Source organism: Acetobacter fabarum (assembly GCF_011516925.1).
GTDB lineage: Bacteria > Pseudomonadota > Alphaproteobacteria > Acetobacterales > Acetobacteraceae > Acetobacter > Acetobacter fabarum.
Genome location: NZ_WOTG01000004.1, coordinates 122589 through 141899, shown reverse-complemented (window position 1 = coordinate 141899; position 19311 = coordinate 122589). Strand labels below are relative to the sequence as shown.

Sequence of the window (19311 nt, the reverse complement as noted above, 5' to 3'; positions counted from 1 at the left end):
AACGCTTGGGCTGGCCAATTTTGGGGCTTTAAAAAAAACATATACTCCCCGGCATCATCCGCTCTGGCGCAGTGGGGGAGAAAAAAAAGGGGTGTGGCACTGTCACACCCCTGCATGCCTTACGACCCGGTTGAGGACGTATCCGTGTCCGTATCGGACGAGGAAGAGGACGATGAGGAAGAAGAAGACTTGGACGTGCTGGACACGTTGACAAGCTGGCTCATGGGGATTGTCGCCCCACCCATCTGCACTTCCATGTCGTTGGTACCGGTCTGGATACCGGTAATGGTACCCGTAACAGTAAAGGACACATCGGACGTATTGCCCGAGGAATCCATGGTCTTGACCGCAACGCTGTAAGCGCCGTCGGACAGCTTGTTGCCGTTGTTGTCCGTGCCGTCCCATGTCCAGGTATTGGTGCCGCTGCTGGCGGTAACCAGATCGTCCTTGACAATGGTCCCCGCCGAATTGGACACGGCAATGGCCACGGTCTGCCCCGAGCTGCCTTTGTAGTTGAGGGTGGCCGAGCTGTTCTGCAACGGCAGGGTGGTGCTGTTGGCCGTTGCCTGCGAACCCACAAGGGCGCTATCCGCACTCAGCTGCCCGCTCTCGTTCAGGGAAATGAGCGAGGAAAGCTTGGAGTTGGTCTGCACCTGCTGTTCCACCCCGGCAAACTGCACCAGCTCGCTGGTAAACGAGTCCGAGCTCATGGGGCTGCTGGGGTCCTGATGCTGGAGCTGCGTGGTCAGCAGGGTCAGGAACGTGGTGTAGTTATTGGCAAGCGAAGACAGCGCAGCCGTGCTCGACGTGGAAGACGAGGATGAAGACGACGAGCCAGACGTGGCCGCCGAGCTTTTTGCCGTCGATTCCGCGGCCGAAAGCAGGTTGTACTCGTTGGTTGTCAGTGATGTCGTGGACATGTGCCCGCTTCCTTCCTGTCTGCCTGTAAAGCGCCCGGGTCAGGCGGTAATGTTAACCCCACGTCCATCATACGTGCGCGTGGTGGTGGCATCTGCCCCCCCCACCTGCGCCTGCTCCGCCGCCAGACCCTGGGTGGCTGGCAGGGCGCTGCTGGTCCAGGCATTCCCGCCCGAAGACTGGTTGCCACCCTGCCCCGCGCTGGTATCCGCCCCACCAAAAGCGCCGCCTGCGGCACTGCCATTATCCTGCTGGCTGGCATTGTTGCTGGTGTCGCTCGCACTCACAACATCAATCTTGATCTGCCCTACGTTTACACCCGCCGCATCCAATGCTGCAACAAGCTCGTGCCGGGTGTTGGCCAGATGGTGCGCGGTTGCGGCATCCTCGCTTTGCAGCACAACGCCGGTGGTCACGCCATCACTCCCCTGCACACGCACATGAACGGGGGTGGAATCGGCGGTCATGACCGTCATGGACACACCCGTATCCGCACTGGCGAGGGAGAACAGGCCCGTGGCCGTACCATCTTCCGCCGTCGTGGTGGTGGGGGTGGCTGTCGCCTGCGCGGGGGTGGCCTGTGCGGTACGCCCGCTATCCAGCGCCGAACCCAGCGTAGAGGCAAAGCTGGAAGCCCCCTGTGCGGCCTCCTGCGCCAGCGTACTGGTGGTAGCGGCACCATCGGCCAGCAGGGCCTGCCCTTCCGCCTCAGCTCCTGTGCCGGACTGGTCGGAAAAACCGGATTGGTTCTGGCCCGTGGCCTCCTGCACAGTGCTGCCCAGTGCCACCATGGCTGTCGTGGCCCCAGAGGCCAGACCACCGGTTGCATCAGCCGTAAGGGAAAGCCCGGTAACACTATCCTGCGCCTGTGTGCTCTGCCCTGCGGTCTGGGTTACGCTCACGTTGCTCACCGCTGCGGCAACCTGCTGGAGCGTTAACGCCACCTGCTGGGCGGTATCCGTAGCTGCTCCGGTGGCTGTGGCCTGCACACTGGCAGCCTGACTGGCGGCACCCGTAGCCGCAGTAAGGGACGCCGCATTGGCATGCACACCATTACTGCCTGCGCCCATAACCCCGCTTGCAGCGGCACTGGCGGTAACGCTCTGGGCCAACGTGGCCTGCGTCACTGGTACGGCCTGCGCGCTGCCCAGGGCGGACAGGCTGGCAAACCCGGCACCGGCAACACTGGTGCTCGGCTGCGCCACGGCAGAGGCAAGCCCCATGGGCAGGCCACTCAGCCCCGCAGTCAGGGAGACAGAACCGCTCTGCCCGGCAACGGTGGACAGGCCCAGCCCCCCAAATGCATCTGCCGCGGCCTGAACCGCCCCCTGCAACACGCTTGCCGGGGCGAGTGCGCCGGTATCCTGCCCGGTGCTGGCCTGTATGGATGCGGCCAGTGTGGTGGCAACCTGTGCGGCATCCCCCTGCGTGGCGTCGGTCCCTGTTGTGGTGTCGGCCCCGGCCTGTGCTCCGGCAACGCTCTGGGCTGTATCCTGCGCGGTGGCAGCACCCTGCATGGCCATTTGCAGCAGCATTTCCGCCATGCTCCAGACCGTTGTGCTCTGCCCGCTTTGCCCGGCATCCGCTGTGGTGGCACTGGCGGTATCGGCCGTGCTGTCTGCCGCAGCCGTTGTATCGGCATCATTGCTGCCGGACTGGCTTTTCTGGGCTTTGGTGCTCTGGGTCTGGGTGGTTGCTGCGGCCTTGCTGGCGCTGGCCTTACCAGCCTTTGCACTGGCTGTGGTGTGTTTTGCATCCGCCGCCGTATGCGCGCCGGACTGGGCGGGCGTGGCGCTGCTCTGGCTGGCGGTGTTGTCTGCTGTGGTGTCGGTCTGGTCCGGGTCCGCCTGCTGCGCGCTGCTGTTGTCGGGCTGTGTGGTGGTCGCACGCGCCTGCGTGGTCGTGGCTGGGGCGGACATGCTTTTGAGCACCGCCGCAAAACCACTGTTCTGCCCGGAGGGGCTGGAGGCAACAGCCGTGGTGCTGCGCGACGCAATGGCAGCCAGCAGGGAGGAGAGTGGTGCTTCCTGTGCGTTTTCGCTCAGGTTGGACCCACTTGTAGATTTAATACCCATTACTTGCTCCCTCCCGCCAGCGGATGCGCCGCCAACATTCCCTTACGCTCAGGCCGCCGCTGCGGCGGCGCCGGGGTTGCTGGCCTCGGACAAGGCAGAATCCAGCTCGGCAAAGGTTGGCATAAACGCATGGGGTATGTCCTTACGCCCGATTTCCGCGCAGATCTGCGGCGGGTTGCCTTGCAGATGCGCCACAAATACCGTGCGGATCAGGTCCTGGTACCGTGCGTCCTGCGTGACCACATCGCGCATTCTAGACGAAAGTGGGGCCACAACGCCATAAGACAAAAGCACCCCGAGAAAGGTCCCGACAAGAGCACCTGCAATCATCTCACCCAGAATGACCGGCGGCTTGCTGATCGAGGCCATGGTTTTGATAACCCCGAGCACGGCGGCCACAATGCCAAGGGCTGGCAGGGCGTCTGCAATGCTTTGCAGGCTTTCGGAAGTATGCAGCTCTTCGCTCAGGTTCTTTTTGAGCTCACGCGCCATGACTTCATCAAGCTGGTAGGCGTCATCCATGTTCAGGCTGACCAGACGCAGGTAATCGCAGATCAGCGCACGGGTTGGCACATCGTCCCGCACATTGGGGGAGAGGGCAAAAATGCTGCTGTCGTTCGGGTTTTCAATATGTTCTTCAAGCGCCATGTTGCCCTTGGCCTGCGCCAGCCGCATAAAGCGGAATAGCGTGACCAGCAGCTCCGTATAGGCCGCCTTGTTGTAACGTGGCCCTTTGATGGTCCGGCGCAGGTAATGCGGGAACTCCTTGAGCACGTCCTTGGAGTTGGACATGACAAAAATACCCACCGCGGCCCCAAGAATGGTCAGCAGTTCGAACGGCATGGACATGATAAGGGGTGCAAGTGCCCCCCCGGATGCCACAAACGAACCAAATACGCAGAGCAGCGCAAAAATGAGCCCCCCGATGAACAGCATTTAACGGTCTCCACTTCCATCTACTTGCACCAGGCGGGCACACATTGCCTGCGGCACGGTCATCATCGTGTTACGGGCGGGTTACTGCGGCGCGGGTGTCCACGTATCCTGCGAGGGTTGAAAAGGCTGGTCCACTGGCGGCTGGGCCGGCTGGCCCTGCGGCGCTCTGGGCCGTGTTACGCTACGCACCCGCACACCCCGGTTACGCCGCACGGCGGGCGTGGCGGGGGCTGGTGCGGCTGGTGCTGCCGCCGGCGCCGGAGTTGCCGGAGCCTGTGCTGCGGGGGCCGTAGCGGGAGCCTGCCCTCCAGCCGGGGCGGAGGGCGCATTCCCTGCCGGGGCCGCTGGCGGGGTTGCAGGCTGGTCAGCCTGCCCGGCGGGGGGCTGCGCTGCGGGCGCGGCACCACCAGCGGGTAGCGGTACAATCGCCCCGCCATCGGCCCCCGGATTAACAAAGCGGCGGTGCAGAATAAGCACCACGCGCCGGTTGGCGGCGGAGCCGGGGTCTGCCGGCAAAGCCAGGTCCCGGTCTGCACGACCGGATACGCTTAGAATATTACGGTCCGGGTACCCTGCCTTGACCAGCACCTCCCGCGCGCCATCGGCCCGCTGGGCGGACAGGGTCCAGTTGGACATACCCGTACCATGCTTGGTGGTGCGGTACTGATCCGCATCCGTGTACCCCACAATGGAGAGCTGCTCCGGCATGGGGGCCAGCCACGCGCCAATCTGCTCCAGCATCTTGCGCCCGGCAGCATTGGGGGTGGCGGAAGCCGTGTCGAACATGGGGGTGTTGTTGGCGTCGCGCAGTTCAATGCGAATATCATCCCGCCCGAAGGAGACGGTCATGTTCTTGGCCGCGTCCTGCGTATCGGGGTTCTGCGCCACGGACTGTTCAAGCCCCTGCACCATGTTGTCGATCTTGGACTGCTCGGCCGCAGCAGCCACGGGGTTATCCACGCCAACGGTGCCTATGCTTTTACCGCCCCCACTTTCCGGCCCGCCAACGGGAATAATGGCGGGGGATGCGGGGGTCAGGTGCGCTTTGAGCCCACGGGTAATATTATCGGGGGAGCCGCCTTCTTCCGAACGACGGGGGGCATCCCTCGCACCGGGCTGCTCGCCACCGTCATCCTCCGGGGCATCCCCATCCTTGACCTTGCGCAGGGTGGTCCCTGCAGTCAGGGGAGAAGGCGATGTTTCGAGCATACCGTTGGAGGAGCCAAGGCGGGTGTCTTTTTCCGCCATGGGGTTAAAGAACTGCGCAATACCCTTACGCTGCTCCTCTGTTGTCGCATTCAGCAGCCACATGACCAGAAAGAAGGCCATCATGGCCGTCATGAAGTCGGCGTACGCAATCTTCCATGCGCCACCGTGGTGGCCATGTTCGCCGGAATCGGACACACGTTTGATAATAACGGGCCGTTTTTTGTTATCTGGCATGTGGTGCTATTGCGACCTTAGGCGCCCTTGTGGTGAACCATGCCAACACGGCAGCCCGGCTTGCCGTGGAACGCGGCGCGGCCTGCATGTGTCAGATTGATGGATGTATCCAGCCAGACTTCGCCCCCAATTTCGCGCCAGCGGCGGCAGAAGGTGAAGTCCTCGCTCTGGTAGGTTCCGGTTTCGGGGTCGATGCTGCCATCAAACAGGGCGTAGGCGGTGCTGCCTGTTTCGCCGTTGGCGGCGTCTATGCGGGTGTAGGCTGTCTCGGGGTAAGCCTTGACCATCCGCTCAAGCGCACCACGGCTGATCAGCATGAAACCCGTACCCGCGTAATGCGTTTTAACCATCGGGCCTTTTTCAATCTGCTGGTGCATGGCCTCGGTCTCGCCCACATAGCGCAGGGATGCGGTATCCTGCGGTTCGCCATGGAGCATGTTTTCCTGCGTGGTCTTGTCCCAGAAATACTGACGAATCGGGTAGGCCCCGGCCACGACATCCTTGCCAGCCGCCAGCAGGCGGGCTGGTGCTTCGGCCGGGAAACCAATATCGGCATCAATGAACAGAAGGTGTGTTGCGTCAGACAGAGTGAGGAACTTGTGCATCAGGGTATTGCGTGCACGGCTGATCATGGCATCGTCCCCCAGCAGGGACAGGGTCATGGGAACCTGAAGCACACCGGCGCAAGCAATGATGGATTCCATATACTCCTGCGTAACCATCCCGCCAAAGCACGGGGTCGCAATAAAAATCTTTGCGGGTTGCAGCTCTGTCTGTTGCATACGTTTTCCTAATCACTCACGAGTGTGGGGAGAAACGGGTCGCATGGTACACGATCACTGTCAGCCCCTTATGATCTGTAAGCGATAGCGGGCGCACTCCGCTTTCTCAAGGATCAAACATAAGAAAAGAGCCAATTGCCATCGTTTTTTCATGGCTTTGGCGTTTATGGCCGCCAAACAATGGACCTTGCCTGAACTTACAGAAAAAACGGGCGGGCACGCCGGGCCAGATCGTCCAGCTCCGCCTGTTCGCGCCGGGCCAGCAGAACGCGCTCTTCCTCCTCCCGCTTCTCCAGCAGGGTCTGCGCGGCCTTGAATGCAGCGTTGGCCTGAATCAGCTCCTCACGCACCCGCATGGAATCGTTACGTGTCCTGAGCACAACCTGCTCGGCCCGTGCCACGTTTTCCTGCGCTATGGGCAGCCACAGGCGGAAGGACTCACGCCCGGCATCGCCCTCGGCCTCATCCCGCTCCACTTCAATCTGGGTCAACTGCCGCTCCAGGTCGGCCAGAGCCGCACTTTCGGCCGCCAGCGCACGGGCCATGCCTGCGCGGGCCTCGTCCACCTCCTTCTTGCGCACGCGGATAAGCGCGTGCAGGGAGCGGATTCGCGCGCTGCTCATGCGGGATCAGCTACGATAATGCGCCCCGCAGGGCATCAAAGCTTTCGGGCAGGGTCGCGCGCTCGCCCTTGCGCTGCTTCAGCATTTCCTCCACCGCCGGGGCTACGCGAATGGCTTCGTCCACACGCTGGTCGTTGCCGGGGCGGTACGCACCCAGGCGCACCATATCCTGCATTTCATCCCAGGTGGACAGGCAGGAGCGGGCTTGCAGCACAAGCTGGTTCTCCTCCTCCGTCAGGCATCCCGGCACGGTGCGCGAGAGCGAGCGCAGCACGTTAACCGCAGGGTAACGGCCAGATTCCGCAATACGGCGCTCCAGCACCACGTGCCCGTCCAGAATACCGCGCACGGCATCGGCCACGGGTTCGTTCTGGTCGTCCCCTTCCACCAGCACGGAGAACATGGCGGTCATCTGCCCTGCATGGCCGTGCTCGTCCATAAGCCCCGGGCCTGCGCGTTCCAGCAGGCGGGGCAGTTCGGCAAAAACACTGGGCGGATAACCGCGCGTGGCCGGTGGCTCGCCCGAGGACAGGCCAATCTCACGCAGGGCCTGACAAAAGCGGGTTACGCTATCCATCAGCATCAGCACCGATTTACCCTGATCGCGGAAGTGCTCGGCCACGGCCATGGCGGCATAGGCTGCTTCACGCCGCATAAGGGGGGATGTGTCGGACGTGGCAACTACCACAACGGACTTGGCCAGCCCCTCCGGCCCCAGATCATCCTCCACAAACTCGCGCACTTCGCGCCCACGTTCCCCTACCAGCGCAATAACGGCCACATCGCACGCCGTATCCCGCGCGAGCATGCCCATAAGGGTGGATTTACCCACGCCCGAGCCTGCAAACAGGCCAAGGCGCTGGCCCTCGCGGCAGGTGGTAAACAGGTTGAGCGCACGCACCCCAAGGTCTATGCGCGGGCCAAGGCGCGCACGCATGGCGGCCTCGGGCGGGGCGGCATGGAGGCGCTGGGCCGTGCCCTCGGATGGCAGCGGGCCTTTGCCATCCATCGGGCGGCCCATGGGGTCCACCACCCGGCCCTGCCAGCCAGCATTGACCATGAGCGTACCCCCCGCCCTGCGGCGGCGCTGCTCCTGATCATACAGTAAAAAGGTTGCCCGGCAGCCCGAACCAATGCCCTCCAGCGAGCCAAAGGGCATGGCAATGGCAATATCCTGCGCAAAGGCCACAATTTCGGCCTGCGTCTGCCGCCCATCTAGCCCGTAAATGGTCACGCGGTCGCCTACGCCGGTAAAATCCCGCAACCCGCTCAGAGAGACAGACAGCCCCGAAAGCCCGGTGACCCGCCCTTCCAGCAGCCCGACCGGCACATCATGCCGGGGGCTGGCAATGGCACCGCGTACCGCCTCCATCACACCGGAAAGAGCGGATACAGATGCCTCGACAGGCGAGGAGGGTTGCGGGTCCAGACTCACGTTACCAACCAAACAGATGCAGTGTTATACGGCCCTGCCCCAAAGGATAACGGGCAGACCAGCGCGCCTAGAACAGGCTGGAATAAAGGTCGCCCGAGGAATCATCCCCACCGAACAGGGAGAGGATGTCATCATCACTGCTCCCGCCAAACAGGTCGAGCATGGACGCGGGGGTATCTGGCGTTTGCGGGTTGATCTGCAACATGGCCAGATACTGCTCCGCATACTGCTGGATCTGCTTGGGGGTGGACAGCTTGCTGAAGTCCACCTTCTTGGACAGCAGGCGCACCTGCTGGTCATAGTCGAGTGCGCCAAACTGGTCCGGGTCGTAGCCCGATACGGTTTCTGCCACCTTGAGCAGGGTCGGGTCCGACATCAGCTGCGACAGGGAGGTAATGCTGCTCATGGTGCGGGTAAAGTACAGGGCATTCCCCACGCCGTTATCACTCAGATCCTTGCTGCTTTCGTACTGCCGCATCTGGTAACTTTCCACGATGCTCTGGATCTTTTCGGACGTGAACGGTGTTGCACTGACACTACCCCCGTTAGCGCCCCATACCTTGAAGTCCGTTGCAAAGCTCTGCCACGAGGCATTGCCCGACGCACTGGCCAGCGATGTGGAGGAAGTGGGGTCCTGCGTGAGCAGGGAGTTCATCAGCGTGGCTTCATTGCTTGAAGCATCAATCCCGAACGCGCCGGAAACCACGCTCAGCACGGCGGTGTTGCTCAGCAGGGCCGATGCGGTGGTAATGGAGCCAGCCGCGTTTTCAAAGTTCGTAATGCCCGATTGCACCAGCGTATTGGTGTTGCTCTGGAAGCTCGCACTCAGGGACGCCACAAAAGACGTGGACATAATGGCGCCCTGACCGTTGTTCTGCCCCCATGCCTTGAACGCCTGCGCAAAGGTCTGCCACGCCGTATTGCCCGATGTCTGGGCCAGGGATGTGGAGGAATCCGGGTCCTGCGTCAGCAGGGTTTTGACCACGGCCGGGTCGGAGGCAAGGGAGCCCAGACCATACGCCCCCAGCACAACCTGCAACGCACTGCTGTTGCTCAGCAGGCTGCTGACCGAGGTAATGCCCGCCGCATCGCTTTTGAAGGATGCAATCGCGCTTGTGGTGCCGCTGTTGATGGCATCCGTATATTTGCTGGCAATGGAGCTGATGGTCGCAGCTGTAAACGGTGTGGACGTAGCCGTGCCGTTGTTCTGCCCCATGCTTTTGAAGGCCGTGGCAAAATCCTGCCATGCCGTGCTGCCCGAAGCCTGCGCCAGCGATGTGGAGGAGGTGGGGTCCTGCGTGAGCAGCGCAGTGAGGATACTGCTGTTATCTGTGCTGGAATCCAGCCCGTAGGTGGACATGACCATGGAGAGCACGGTCTGGTTGTTCAGCAGGTCGGAGGCGGAGGTCATGGTCGCTGCCTCGGCCTTGAACGCGTTGATGTTGTCATCCACCGCCGAATCAACCGCAATGGTGTAGCCCTGCGTAATGGTGGTCATGGTGGTGCTGGTAAACGGCGAGGATGTGGCCGTACCGCCGTTTTTGCCCATGTCCTGGAATGCATTGGCAAACAGCTTCCAAGCCGTATTGCCCGATGTCTGCGCCAGCGATGTGGAGGAGGACGGGTCCTGCGTGAGCAGTGCGGTCAGGACCGAAGTATCCCCTTCCAGCGAATCCATGCCATAGGCGCTCAGCACAACATTGAGCACGCTTGTATTGGCCAGCAGGGCAGACGCGGTGGTAATGCTGGGGGCTGCACTTGTAAAAGCCTTCAGATCGCTCTGAAGAGATTTATCGGTATCGGACTGGTATTCGTTAACAATGGACGTAATGGTGGAGGATGTGAGCGGGGAGGTCTGCACGCTCCCTCCGCCCTGCCCCCAGGTCTTGAACGCATCGGCAAAGGCCAGCCACGTGGCATTGCTGGACGATTTGGCCAGCGATGTGGAGGAGGACGGGTCCTGCGTGAGCAGCTTTTTGACCAGCGCCGTGGCCGAGGAATACGAGCCCATGCCATACGCGCCCAGCACCACGTTCAGGGCCGAGTAATTCTTCATCAGCCCGGCAACGGTGGTAATGGAGGCAGCGGCCTGCTCAAACCCGGCGGAAGCCTGCTTGGTGGTCACATCCGTTTTGGCATAGGTGGAGGCGGCGGCATCTTCATTTTTCAGGGCCGTCAGATACTGGCTTACCGGTGAGATACCGCTAACGCTCATTAATCCAATCCTTTACGTGCTGCACACCAATGCCGGACCCTGCCGTGCAAGACCCAAAAAACATATATTGGCGCTTATCATACGGTTTTGCCCCCGACAAAGCCACAGGAATATGCTCGGCCGGGTTTGAAGCACCTCTCAAGGCTTTCCATGCGCCTTACTCTGCCGTATCCTTGTAGGCACCAGATTATGGTCTCGTCGTGGCGGTTGTGTTGGACATGGTGGAGCCAGCTACCCATTGCGCCCCGTTAGTGATCGCATTTTTTGCTCTCGCCACCAGCAGGAATCCTCGATGTTCAAGTTTTTCATCAGCAGCGACGCAACCCCGGACCAGAGCGAACGCTTTGTGCGGCTGAACGCCCATGTTCCCGACCTTGTGCGCTCCGTGGGCGTGGACGAGCACACGCTGGACGCACAGGCCATGCGGCAGATGAACCTGATCTCTGCCGAATGTCTGTTCTCGCACGCAGCGTTTGCGCAGGCCCTCTCCCACGTTGCCCTGTGGGGGAATGTGGCCCAGCACCAGACCGCCGCCCACGTGTTTGAAAGCAACGCCGTGCTATGCGCCAATTTTGAGGCCGAAAGCACGCGTATTCTGGCCAGCCTGCCGCAGGACTGGGACTTTGTTCTCTGGGGCAACACCCCCGGCTCCACGCTCCAGTTTGATGTTCTGCCCGAGCTGGCCCTGTTCAACGGAGCAATACAGCCCCCTTACTCCGCCCGTGGCGCAGGCGCGCTGAGCGAAATGGAAGTCACTTCCCTCGCCTTCCCGCTGCTGGCGACCCAGAGCGTGTGCGGCTATGCCATTTCCCCCACCGGGGCCGAAAAAATGATCAAGGCATGCCTGCCCCTGACCAGCACCACCGTACCCGCCGCCAACCCGGCAGACGGCAGCATGGCCGCGCAGACCCTCCAGCAGCTGATGAGCCTGCACTACTCCACCATGAAGGCCTTTGTCTGCGTGCCCCCCCTGTGCATGACAGACGCGGCTGCGCCCTCCCTTTAAACCTTTAAAAAAAACACAGCACGGAACCCGCCAGATGCACACAGGCAGCTCCCTACCGGCCAAGGCCACACCCCGCCCTGCAAAATGGCTGGCGCAGGCGGCAACCGGGCTGTTCTGCACGGCACTTGCGGGGTGCACCCCCCCCGCTGCCCCGTATCTGGAAAAAGGAAGAACCCTGTCCGAGGCAGGGTTTATTGCCCATCAGGCTGACACAACCGCGCGTTACGCCATGATGAACCTGCTGCCACCGGGGCAGTTGACCTACCGCCCCTCCCCCGATGGTCCGATTTACCTTTACGCGGACCCCATAGGGTGTGGCTGTGTGTATATGGGCTCGGAAACCGCATTCCGGACCCTGCACAACATGACCGCCGCAGAACTGCGGAACCAAAAGAAGCAGGCCCCCTCCGTTGTGGATGAGCTGGCCGCCATGACGGCGGAAAACCGCCGGGATACCTTTTTGTGGGATTGGAGCGCCTGGTACGCAGGCGCCGACCCTGCCGGGGACCAGCCCCGCAAGGTTATGGGCGGCTACTGGTAAGCCAGTAGCCCCGCCACAGGTTTTTTACACGTCACTCCGCAGGGCCAGTGCCCCGGCATGGCTATCCACCGTATAGCCGCCAGATGCCCCGTAGCCCGTGCGCTGTTCCTGTGCTGCATCATCCAGCACAAGCTTGATCAGGGTACCCTGGGCGGCAATGGCACTTTGCAGCAGTTCCTCATTGGCGCGGACCAGAGCATTGAACTGCTTGGCAGCGGCCTCCATCTCCGGGCTTACGCTCGCGCTGCGCTGTTCGGCTGTCAGGGGTTTGGTCTGGCCCGGCGGCAGCAATTTGCGTAGCGTTTCCATTAATGTGCGCTTGCGCGGCAGCAGTGTTTCCACATCCTGCCACTGACCGGTTTTAAGCAGGGTATTTTCCTGCTCCAGCAGAGCGCTTACCGCCCCGAATGCCTGTAACAGACGGCTTTGCAGATCCTGCGGCGTATCGGTCATGATTTACCTGCTTCCTGCTGGGCTTTTTCCTGCATGGCCAGCATCTGGCGGTAAACACTGTCGGCCAGACCGATGCCGCCATTATTGGCAATCTGCTTACCCATTTCCAGCACCTGCAACGACCGGAACTGGGACTCCGCCGCCCCACCGCCAAACAGGCCGTTGGCGGTGTCCACCGTATCAAACATCGGCTGGAGCATTTCGCCTATGGTCATGCCCTCGAACTCGATGGCGGCCTTGCGGGTTTTTTCCAGTGCTTCCGCCTTCAACCCGGACTGGGTGGAGGCGGTGTTCTGTGCGCTGGCAATCTGGGCCGCGCTCACATTGGCTAGCGTGCTCATGCTCTGCCTACCTTACTTCCAGATCGGCCTGTAGGGCGCCATCGGCCTTGATGGCCTGCAAAATACCAATCATGTCGCGCGGGCCCATGCCCAGTGCGTTCATGCCTGCCACAAGGCTGGCCAGTGTTGGCCCTTCGCGCAGGATGCCCAGCCTGTGCGAGCTATCCGTGCTTACATTGGCCTGTGTCCGCGGCACAACGGCTGTTACACCGTTAGAAAAGGGTGCTGGCTGGACCACCTCGGGTGTTTCGGTCACCTGAATGGTCAGGTTGCCCTGCGCAATAGCCACGGTACTGATCCGCACGCTATCCCCCATAACAATGGTGCCGCTGGCCTCGTCCACCACAACCTTGGCCATGGTATCCGGCTCGATCTGGAGGTCACCAATACGGAACAGGGTCAGCGATGCGTTGCGCCCGGTCAGGTCCACGGCAATGGTGCGCGGGTCATCCACCTGCGCCATATGTGCGCCAATGCTGCGGTTGATAACCTCGGCCACGCGGGTTGCAGTGGTAAAGTTGGGGTTATGGAGCGAGAGGTGGATAACCCCTGTCTCACCCAACTTGACTGGCACTTCACGCTCGACCACCCCGCCATTGGCAATATGCCCGCTGGTGGGAATGTTGCGCGTGACCGTGGCGGCCTGCCCACCCGCCGTAAAGGCGTTGGTAACAAGGGAGCCCTGCGCCACGGCATAGACCTCGCCATCGGCAGCCTGTAGGGGGGTTACCAGCAGGGTGCCCCCGGTCAGGTCCTGCGCGTCACCCACGGCGGAAACGGTCACGTCTATCCGCCCGCCCCCGTGCGAGAACGGCGGCAGGGTAGCCGTGACCATAACGGCGGCCACGTCATGCGTCTGCAACTGGATTTCGCGGTCACGGATGTTCACGCCAAGGCGGTTGAGCATGCTGATCAACGTCTCACGCGTGAAGATGATGTTGGTCAGACGGTCGCCCGTACCATGCAGGCCCACCACCAGACCGTAGCCGACCAGCTGGTTGTCCCGCACGCCTTCGTAATCCACAATATCCTTCACCCGCACCGTAACGGCATGGGCGGGAGAGAGCGGGACAAACAGGGAAAGCATGAAAAACGCGGCCATAACGGCCCTGACCCACCGTGGCGCGCCAGAACGGCAGGCCATACGGTTCAAGGAATAGGCCGCCCTGACACCATGCTGGCCGACCATACCGGCCTGCCCGTTGCTCGCCTTGAGGCGGTTCCTCATATACCTGTTTACCCCTGGTTGGTCAGCCGGCACACTGTGCAGGCTCATCACGTCAGCTTGTGCCATAAGAATAGGCGCGCGGGCCAGCACATTCAATGCCCATGTAACCCGCCACGGCGCATGCCCAAAAGCCTTTTTTGCCCACACCCCCACTCCGGGCCTGCCCAAGCGCCATGCCCCAAGCTCAGGATCATGCAAAATCATGGCGTGACTCCGGCACCCAACAAACAGGGGAGGCAGAACTATTGGGGGAACAGAGCCGGCAGAGGCAAGGGTGTTCCGGGCCATGAATCCTTGCATAATCCGTACCGCAGGACTACAGCCGGGTGAAAAATCGGTCAGGCAAGGCCAGTATTACTTGTGCATCGCCCAGTAGAGTCCTTACATGACTGCCAAGGAACCACCACCAGCCAAGGAGCCAAGGGCCCCGTTGTGCGGGTAACCCCCGCCCCGAGCCCCGCCAGACTGCGCATGACGCCACCCTTCCCCCGCACCCGGCCTGCCCGCTGGCTCCTTGGTGTTGTAACCTTGGCGGGCACTGCCCACATGGCCGCACACACCCCGCAGGCCCACGCCCGCTCTGCCGAGGCCGGGTTATGCACGGAGGCCACGGCACAGGCCGAACACAACCTGCATATTCCCGACGGGTTTTTATCCGCCATGGGGCGGGTGGAGAGTGGCAAGGTCGAATCCGACGGTACGGTTTCCGCCTGGCCGTGGACCATTAACGCAGCAGGCATAGGCCACCACTACAACAGTCAGGCCGAGGCCGTAGCGGCTGTACAGAGCTTCCGCCAGCAGGGCATCATGTCCATTGACGTGGGGTGCATGCAGGTCAACCTGCAACAGCACCCCGATGCCTTTGCCTCGCTCGATCAGGCATTTGATCCGCTACGCAACGCCATGTTCGCGGGCGGCTTTCTGCTCCAGATGTATGACAAGACGGGTAGCTGGCCACGTGCAGCAGCGGCCTACCACTCCCAGACCCCCGGCATAGGCACCCCCTACCAGTGGAAGGTGCTGGAGGCATGGGCCGTGCCGCAAGACGGGCGGGAAGGCCCGCAGCTTGCACAAAAATCGCCCCTTATGCCGCAGGTGTTCCCGCACCCTGTAACCCCCACAACCCGCCACGGCCCAATGATGGTGGCAGAGGCCAGCACCGGCACAGGCCCGGATGGCATGCCCCAGATCTCCCACCCCAAGGTGTTCCACCCCTTCCAGGGCATGCGGAACTTTGTGGAGCCCGGGCCAGTGGGGAACAGCCGGGGCGGTGGTATGCGCGGGCGCTCCCTTGCCTCTTACAGGGCGGCCCCCGTCGCGCGGGCCAGCGCCCAGCGTATAGTGGCGCAAGGCAGCGAATAAGCCAAAACGCCACACAGGCAACCCTGTGTGGCGTTCCAACAGGCCAGATAACCGTTGGGCGGTTGGTCATCAACCGCCACACCCCACATGCTCCGGCTGCTTAATTTTTCTTGTAGATATAAAAACTGTAACCGGGATACTCAGTTTGGGAAATCTGGCTGTATCCGCTCATATCTATCGCATATATATTTGCCAAATAGAGCATACTGGATGGCACTATCCGTATGATATAAGTGTCATCCCCTGAATTGAACTTTTCTCTTTCCAGCTTTTCCCATGCCTGTGGGTTATCAGACTGATATGCCGGAATAAGTTTGTTTTTTCTGCCATTCCTGTACGTGATGAACCTATTAAAATCGCACGACACAAAAACCTTGCCATGCAGGTTTTCGGCAACGGTTTGCACATTCCCATAAATTTCAAAGCTTTTCTGGCGCAGTGCATTGTATGTCTCATCGTCCTGCTCAATCCAGTAGGCCTGCTGTGGAATGTAATATAAAAATGTAACAGCCACCTGCGCCGCCGCAGCCCCGACCAAAAGGCAGGTCAGAATTTTCTTCCGCATCGCGTTAAGGAGTTCGGACTTCTGGCACGCAGAAATCAGACCCAATATAACACACAGGGAATAGCAGAACCCGTGCCATGGGTAGCCGGGAGAAAACCTGAAAATATAATTATAGAACAGTACAAAATTAACAATATTCAGAAATAAGCACAAATATCTTTTTGTAACTACAGGAACCAATATCGCAACAATAAACAGGGATATAACATTAATATTTGAGTAGTTATACCCCAAGGAGTTCACGTGATCCCAGATCTTGCCATCCCGATCGAACAGGAAGGTCATGAAGTCTGATTGCGCCGGGTAGGCAGAAATACCCAGAACCGTTTTTTCCACAGAATAGAGGAATGAGTAATTCCCCAGCACATACCCCAACGCAAACAGAATAGTCGCTTTAAGCAGTTTCAGCGGGCTGAGCAGAATGTTCAGCAAAAGCGTTCTTAGTTTTGCATCGCAGAGAATGAATGAAAAAAGCCCTGAAAGGATAAAGATGTTATACGGCTTCCAGGACAGCATAAACCCGCAGGCCATGCCAAAAAGATAAAAAAGAACGGGCTTATGGGTCTCTGAAAAATATGCTTTGAGCAGAATGTAAATGGTAATGGCGAGAGAAAACACAGTAAACGGAAAATCGTAATATACCTTGCCGCTCAAGTAGTACCATATTCCGCAGGATGATATGAATATACAGACAATTATGGAATTAACGTTTTTACCAATATATTTGAATGCCAGAGAGTTAACTGCAAAAAACCCGGATGCCATAAAGAGCATGCTGGCTATAATAAATGAGCTGGCTGGGTAATGCGCAATAAGCGATGAGATTTTGACAAATAAGGTCGAAAACCCGTCTTTGCTAAAATGCCCAAAATTATGCTGGAACCCGGAATACAACTCAAAGTCCGGAACATAATAATGGAATCTATAAAATACGCACAATAATAAAAAATACAGAAATGTTAAAACAGTTACATTTCTTTGCATATAATTCTGCACAATATTATACCTTTGTTTTATCGTAATTATCCATTGATCCAGACAGCTTTCCAATAAGCTTCATGATACCAGAAAAAATGAATGCTTTTTTTGTCGGGACATACGTGCCTTCTGGCGTTTTTTCGAGAAATTTGGCCATCTGTGCATCATGGATCCGCTTTTGGAAAACAGAATCTGCAAACTGTTTCTGAAAAACATCTTCCTGAATTGCGCCATTCTCTACGGCGTAAAACACCAGATGGTAGGAAATGGACCTGTCGATAAAGACCGGCCCAAAAACCGAAAACGTAAACAGGACAAAAAAGCCGATCACGGCCACAAGAAAATTTTCAAATGATGATTTAATAAAAGAATATTTTTTGACAAAATAAACCATCCCGATCGGAATCAGGGCAGACAAAACAGTGGACACAAAAAAGATGCTCAAACCAAACAAATAACTTTCACATCTCATTAATATTAAATAAGAAAAGACTAACTCAGCACAATAGGCCGTGAAAAAATAAAGCGTTTTTCTAAATGGCATTTTAATTCCAATCAATATTTTGTATTGATAATAGCCTCGGCCAGTAGCAGCAACATGCTATGTTGTCTAGCTCTTACGGTTTGACGTGTAAGAGAGGCAACCCGCAAAGTACCTTACAGCACGCGGGCCCTTAACGGGCAGTCTGCACGTATCCAGCACATGCCTGCACCAGCCCGCGCGCTGTGGATAAGGGCCGATCCGTTGCGCGCCAGAGTGCCACACTCAAACGGCCTCATACAAAACCAAACCTGAGATGACCGACCTAGTCCTGCGCGCCCTTGCCCGGCTGCCATGTTGCAGCCCATGTGCGCAGGGCCGCCCCCATCTGCTCCAGCACCGGGCCAAGCGTGCGTTCCTGCGCGCGAAAAATACGCATGGTGGGGTACCAGGGGGAGGTTTCCCCCGTATCTCCCCACCGCCAGCATCCATCCCACCGGCTGAGCAGCCACACCGGTTTGCCCAGTGCGCCCGCCAGATGCACGACCGATGTATCGACCGAAATCACAAGGTCCATATTTTCAATAAGGGCAGCGGTGTCGGCCATGTCGTGCGCATGGTCCATAACGTCGCACACCGGCTGGCCGTGCCAAGTAGCAAGGTCCTCCCGGCGGGGGCCAAGCTGGAGGTTGACTAGTGTGGCGTCCACCGGGATAATGGCGGCCAGCATCTGCCCCGCTGTTGTGGAGCGGCGCTGGTCGGTTAGCACATCCATGGCTTTTGTCCGCCGCCCTCCGGACCACACAAGACCAATACGAGGCCGCCGCGCAGGCAACAGTTCCGCCAGACGCGCACAATCGGCTGGCACAGTGCCCAGATAAGGCACCTGCGCGGGAATATCGGCCAGTGTTTCCAGCCCCATGACAAAGGGCAGGTCGGGAATGGGCAGAATGGCATCATACCCACCCTGCGGAGCAAAAGCCTGCTCCGTCACCACCCGGACCTGCGGGAAGGCAAGGCTGAGCAGGCGGGTAAGTGTTGTGGGCACCACCAGCGTAACCCGCGCCCCCTGCGCAACAACCATAGGCAGGTAACGGATGAACTGGAGCGTATCGCCCAGCCCCTGCTCCTGATAGAAAATCAGGTTTCTGCCCTGCAGGGGCTCCCCTTTTTGCAGGCGTGGCAGGGACAGGTACCAACTGACCGTATCCTGCACCAGTCCGGCGCGGGCAAAGTAATAGGGTGCGCCTTCTTTAAAATGCCCGGTTTTGAACAGGGCCACCGCATACCCCATGCCCGTGCTGGCATTATGGGGGTCGGCTTCCAGCGCTTTTCTGTACCAGCCCAGCGCTTCTTCCGACCGGTTCAGGCGTTGCAGCACACAGCCCATATTGTTGAGCAGCGCGGTCGTGACCGGTTTTTTATCCCTGAACCACGCGTCCAGCACCATAAACCCTTCCTGCGCGTAGCCCGCATCCAGCAGGGCCACCACCAGATGCTCGCATGCATCCTGATGCAGTTCTGGGTGCTGCTGCATGATCTCGGCAAAAATGCGCAGGCCAGCGGCAACATCCCCTTTGGTGACCAGCGCCGTGGCTAAAAAGACCTTAAGCTGGGCCATATGGGGCAGGGCAATCAGCACCTTGCCCAGAATGGCCACAATAATATCGTAGCGCATGGTGTAGGTGGCCAGCACATCGGCTGCGGCCAGCAGCAGGGGCAGGTTGTCCTGATGCGCGGCAATAACGTCCAGCACAAGGCGTTCGCCCGCAACATACTGCTGCACATCAAAGATCAGCGTTGCCAGACTTTTCAGCCCTTCGGGGGTGGGGTTCTGCAACAGGGCCTGTCTGGCCTCCCACAGCCCTTCCACGGTCATGCCTTTGGGCAACCTTATGGCGGGGGCTTGTGCTGGCTGTTCCATTGGCT

General features: G+C 59.5%; 17 protein-coding genes. 3 read left to right on the top strand and 14 right to left on the bottom strand.

Features of this window, described 5'->3' with window-relative positions; genetic code table 11:
* Positions 1-119 precede the first annotated feature (119 nt).
* The 8 genes from GOB83_RS07575 to GOB83_RS07540 all read right to left on the bottom strand — a co-directional run bounded on the left by GOB83_RS07575 (position 120) and on the right by GOB83_RS07540 (position 10427).
* Positions 120-920: a flagellar hook assembly protein FlgD gene (locus tag GOB83_RS07575; protein ID WP_086646993.1), complete on the bottom strand. Its 801-nt coding sequence runs from the start codon at positions 918-920 to the stop codon at positions 120-122.
* 39 nt (positions 921-959) lie between these two features.
* Positions 960-2993 (bottom strand): hypothetical protein, encoded by a 2034-nt coding sequence (locus GOB83_RS07570; RefSeq protein WP_165925676.1) that lies wholly within the window; start codon positions 2991-2993, stop codon positions 960-962.
* A gap of 48 nt (positions 2994-3041) precedes the next feature.
* A complete protein-coding gene (gene motA, locus GOB83_RS07565) occupies positions 3042-3929 on the bottom strand; it encodes a flagellar motor stator protein MotA (protein WP_086646991.1) in 888 nt (295 codons plus the stop codon).
* 81 nt (positions 3930-4010) lie between these two features.
* The gene (locus tag GOB83_RS07560; RefSeq protein WP_194301333.1) at positions 4011-5372 is read right to left on the bottom strand and encodes a flagellar motor protein MotB; all 1362 of its coding nucleotides are present in this window, start codon (positions 5370-5372) and stop codon (positions 4011-4013) included.
* Between the two features lie 17 nt (positions 5373-5389).
* Positions 5390-6154, bottom strand: coding sequence for a hypothetical protein (locus tag GOB83_RS07555; RefSeq protein ID WP_086646990.1), 765 nt, complete (start codon positions 6152-6154; stop codon positions 5390-5392).
* 197 nt (positions 6155-6351) lie between these two features.
* On the bottom strand, positions 6352-6777 hold the full coding sequence (locus tag GOB83_RS07550; RefSeq protein WP_086646989.1) for a flagellar FliJ family protein: 426 nt from the start codon (positions 6775-6777) through the stop codon (positions 6352-6354).
* Positions 6778-6787: 10 nt separating this feature from the next.
* Complete coding sequence (gene fliI / locus GOB83_RS07545) at positions 6788-8149, bottom strand: flagellar protein export ATPase FliI (RefSeq protein ID WP_086646988.1); 1362 nt, start codon at positions 8147-8149, stop codon at positions 6788-6790.
* A 130-nt stretch (positions 8150-8279) separates the two neighbouring features.
* Complete coding sequence (locus GOB83_RS07540; RefSeq protein WP_165925675.1) at positions 8280-10427, bottom strand: DUF1217 domain-containing protein; 2148 nt, start codon at positions 10425-10427, stop codon at positions 8280-8282.
* 292 nt (positions 10428-10719) lie between these two features.
* Here GOB83_RS07540 and GOB83_RS07535 point away from each other — a divergent pair, with 292 nt between their 5' ends.
* Both GOB83_RS07535 and GOB83_RS07530 read left to right on the top strand, forming a co-directional pair.
* On the top strand, positions 10720-11433 hold the full coding sequence (locus tag GOB83_RS07535) for a hypothetical protein (protein ID WP_086646986.1): 714 nt from the start codon (positions 10720-10722) through the stop codon (positions 11431-11433).
* A 34-nt stretch (positions 11434-11467) separates the two neighbouring features.
* On the top strand, positions 11468-11974 hold the full coding sequence (locus GOB83_RS07530) for a hypothetical protein (protein WP_179290183.1): 507 nt from the start codon (positions 11468-11470) through the stop codon (positions 11972-11974).
* Between the two features lie 24 nt (positions 11975-11998).
* On the opposite strand, the gene GOB83_RS07525 is transcribed toward GOB83_RS07530, so the two are convergent.
* Genes GOB83_RS07525 through GOB83_RS07515 form a run of 3 tightly spaced genes read right to left on the bottom strand, consistent with a single transcriptional unit; the run spans position 11999 to position 13870 of the window.
* The gene (locus GOB83_RS07525) at positions 11999-12427 is read right to left on the bottom strand and encodes a hypothetical protein (RefSeq protein WP_086646985.1); all 429 of its coding nucleotides are present in this window, start codon (positions 12425-12427) and stop codon (positions 11999-12001) included.
* A complete protein-coding gene (locus tag GOB83_RS07520; RefSeq protein ID WP_086646984.1) occupies positions 12424-12768 on the bottom strand; it encodes a rod-binding protein in 345 nt (114 codons plus the stop codon). The genes GOB83_RS07525 and GOB83_RS07520 overlap by 4 nt, the downstream gene beginning before the upstream one ends.
* Positions 12769-12775: 7 nt before the next feature.
* Entirely contained in the window at positions 12776-13870 is a 1095-nt protein-coding gene (locus GOB83_RS07515; protein WP_233129182.1) for a flagellar basal body P-ring protein FlgI, read from the bottom strand.
* A gap of 597 nt (positions 13871-14467) precedes the next feature.
* Between GOB83_RS07515 and GOB83_RS07510 the strand changes: the two genes are divergently transcribed.
* Positions 14468-15358: a transglycosylase SLT domain-containing protein gene (locus GOB83_RS07510; protein WP_086646983.1), complete on the top strand. Its 891-nt coding sequence runs from the start codon at positions 14468-14470 to the stop codon at positions 15356-15358.
* Between the two features lie 100 nt (positions 15359-15458).
* On the opposite strand, the gene GOB83_RS07505 is transcribed toward GOB83_RS07510, so the two are convergent.
* From GOB83_RS07505 to GOB83_RS07495, 3 genes are all read right to left on the bottom strand, one after another.
* Positions 15459-16577, bottom strand: a complete 1119-nt coding sequence (locus GOB83_RS07505; protein ID WP_165925674.1) for a hypothetical protein — start codon at positions 16575-16577, stop codon at positions 15459-15461.
* Between the two features lie 346 nt (positions 16578-16923).
* Positions 16924-17445, bottom strand: a complete 522-nt coding sequence (locus GOB83_RS07500) for a hypothetical protein (RefSeq protein WP_165925673.1) — start codon at positions 17443-17445, stop codon at positions 16924-16926.
* Between the two features lie 262 nt (positions 17446-17707).
* The gene (locus tag GOB83_RS07495; RefSeq protein ID WP_165925672.1) at positions 17708-19306 is read right to left on the bottom strand and encodes a tetratricopeptide repeat protein; all 1599 of its coding nucleotides are present in this window, start codon (positions 19304-19306) and stop codon (positions 17708-17710) included.
* Positions 19307-19311 lie beyond the last annotated feature (5 nt).

What these genes read in the sequence shown, in the direction of transcription:
- GOB83_RS07555 (WP_086646990.1), bottom strand. Translation starts at nt 6,154, where the DNA reads ATGCAACAGACAGAGCTGCAACCCGCAAAGATTTTTATTGCGACCCCG.
- GOB83_RS07510 (WP_086646983.1), top strand. Translation starts at nt 14,468, where the DNA reads ATGACGCCACCCTTCCCCCGCACCCGGCCTGCCCGCTGGCTCCTTGGT.
- GOB83_RS07575 (WP_086646993.1), bottom strand. Translation starts at nt 920, where the DNA reads ATGTCCACGACATCACTGACAACCAACGAGTACAACCTGCTTTCGGCC.
- GOB83_RS07515 (WP_233129182.1), bottom strand. Translation starts at nt 13,870, where the DNA reads ATGGCCGCGTTTTTCATGCTTTCCCTGTTTGTCCCGCTCTCTCCCGCC.
- GOB83_RS07520 (WP_086646984.1), bottom strand. Translation starts at nt 12,768, where the DNA reads ATGAGCACGCTAGCCAATGTGAGCGCGGCCCAGATTGCCAGCGCACAG.
- motA (WP_086646991.1), bottom strand. Translation starts at nt 3,929, where the DNA reads ATGCTGTTCATCGGGGGGCTCATTTTTGCGCTGCTCTGCGTATTTGGT.
- fliI (WP_086646988.1), bottom strand. Translation starts at nt 8,149, where the DNA reads ATGGAGGCGGTACGCGGTGCCATTGCCAGCCCCCGGCATGATGTGCCG.
- GOB83_RS07500 (WP_165925673.1), bottom strand. Translation starts at nt 17,445, where the DNA reads ATGCCATTTAGAAAAACGCTTTATTTTTTCACGGCCTATTGTGCTGAG.
- GOB83_RS07535 (WP_086646986.1), top strand. Translation starts at nt 10,720, where the DNA reads ATGTTCAAGTTTTTCATCAGCAGCGACGCAACCCCGGACCAGAGCGAA.
- GOB83_RS07560 (WP_194301333.1), bottom strand. Translation starts at nt 5,372, where the DNA reads ATGCCAGATAACAAAAAACGGCCCGTTATTATCAAACGTGTGTCCGAT.
- GOB83_RS07550 (WP_086646989.1), bottom strand. Translation starts at nt 6,777, where the DNA reads ATGAGCAGCGCGCGAATCCGCTCCCTGCACGCGCTTATCCGCGTGCGC.
- GOB83_RS07540 (WP_165925675.1), bottom strand. Translation starts at nt 10,427, where the DNA reads ATGAGCGTTAGCGGTATCTCACCGGTAAGCCAGTATCTGACGGCCCTG.
- GOB83_RS07530 (WP_179290183.1), top strand. Translation starts at nt 11,468, where the DNA reads ATGCACACAGGCAGCTCCCTACCGGCCAAGGCCACACCCCGCCCTGCA.
- GOB83_RS07525 (WP_086646985.1), bottom strand. Translation starts at nt 12,427, where the DNA reads ATGACCGATACGCCGCAGGATCTGCAAAGCCGTCTGTTACAGGCATTC.
- GOB83_RS07495 (WP_165925672.1), bottom strand. Translation starts at nt 19,306, where the DNA reads ATGGAACAGCCAGCACAAGCCCCCGCCATAAGGTTGCCCAAAGGCATG.
- GOB83_RS07570 (WP_165925676.1), bottom strand. Translation starts at nt 2,993, where the DNA reads ATGGGTATTAAATCTACAAGTGGGTCCAACCTGAGCGAAAACGCACAG.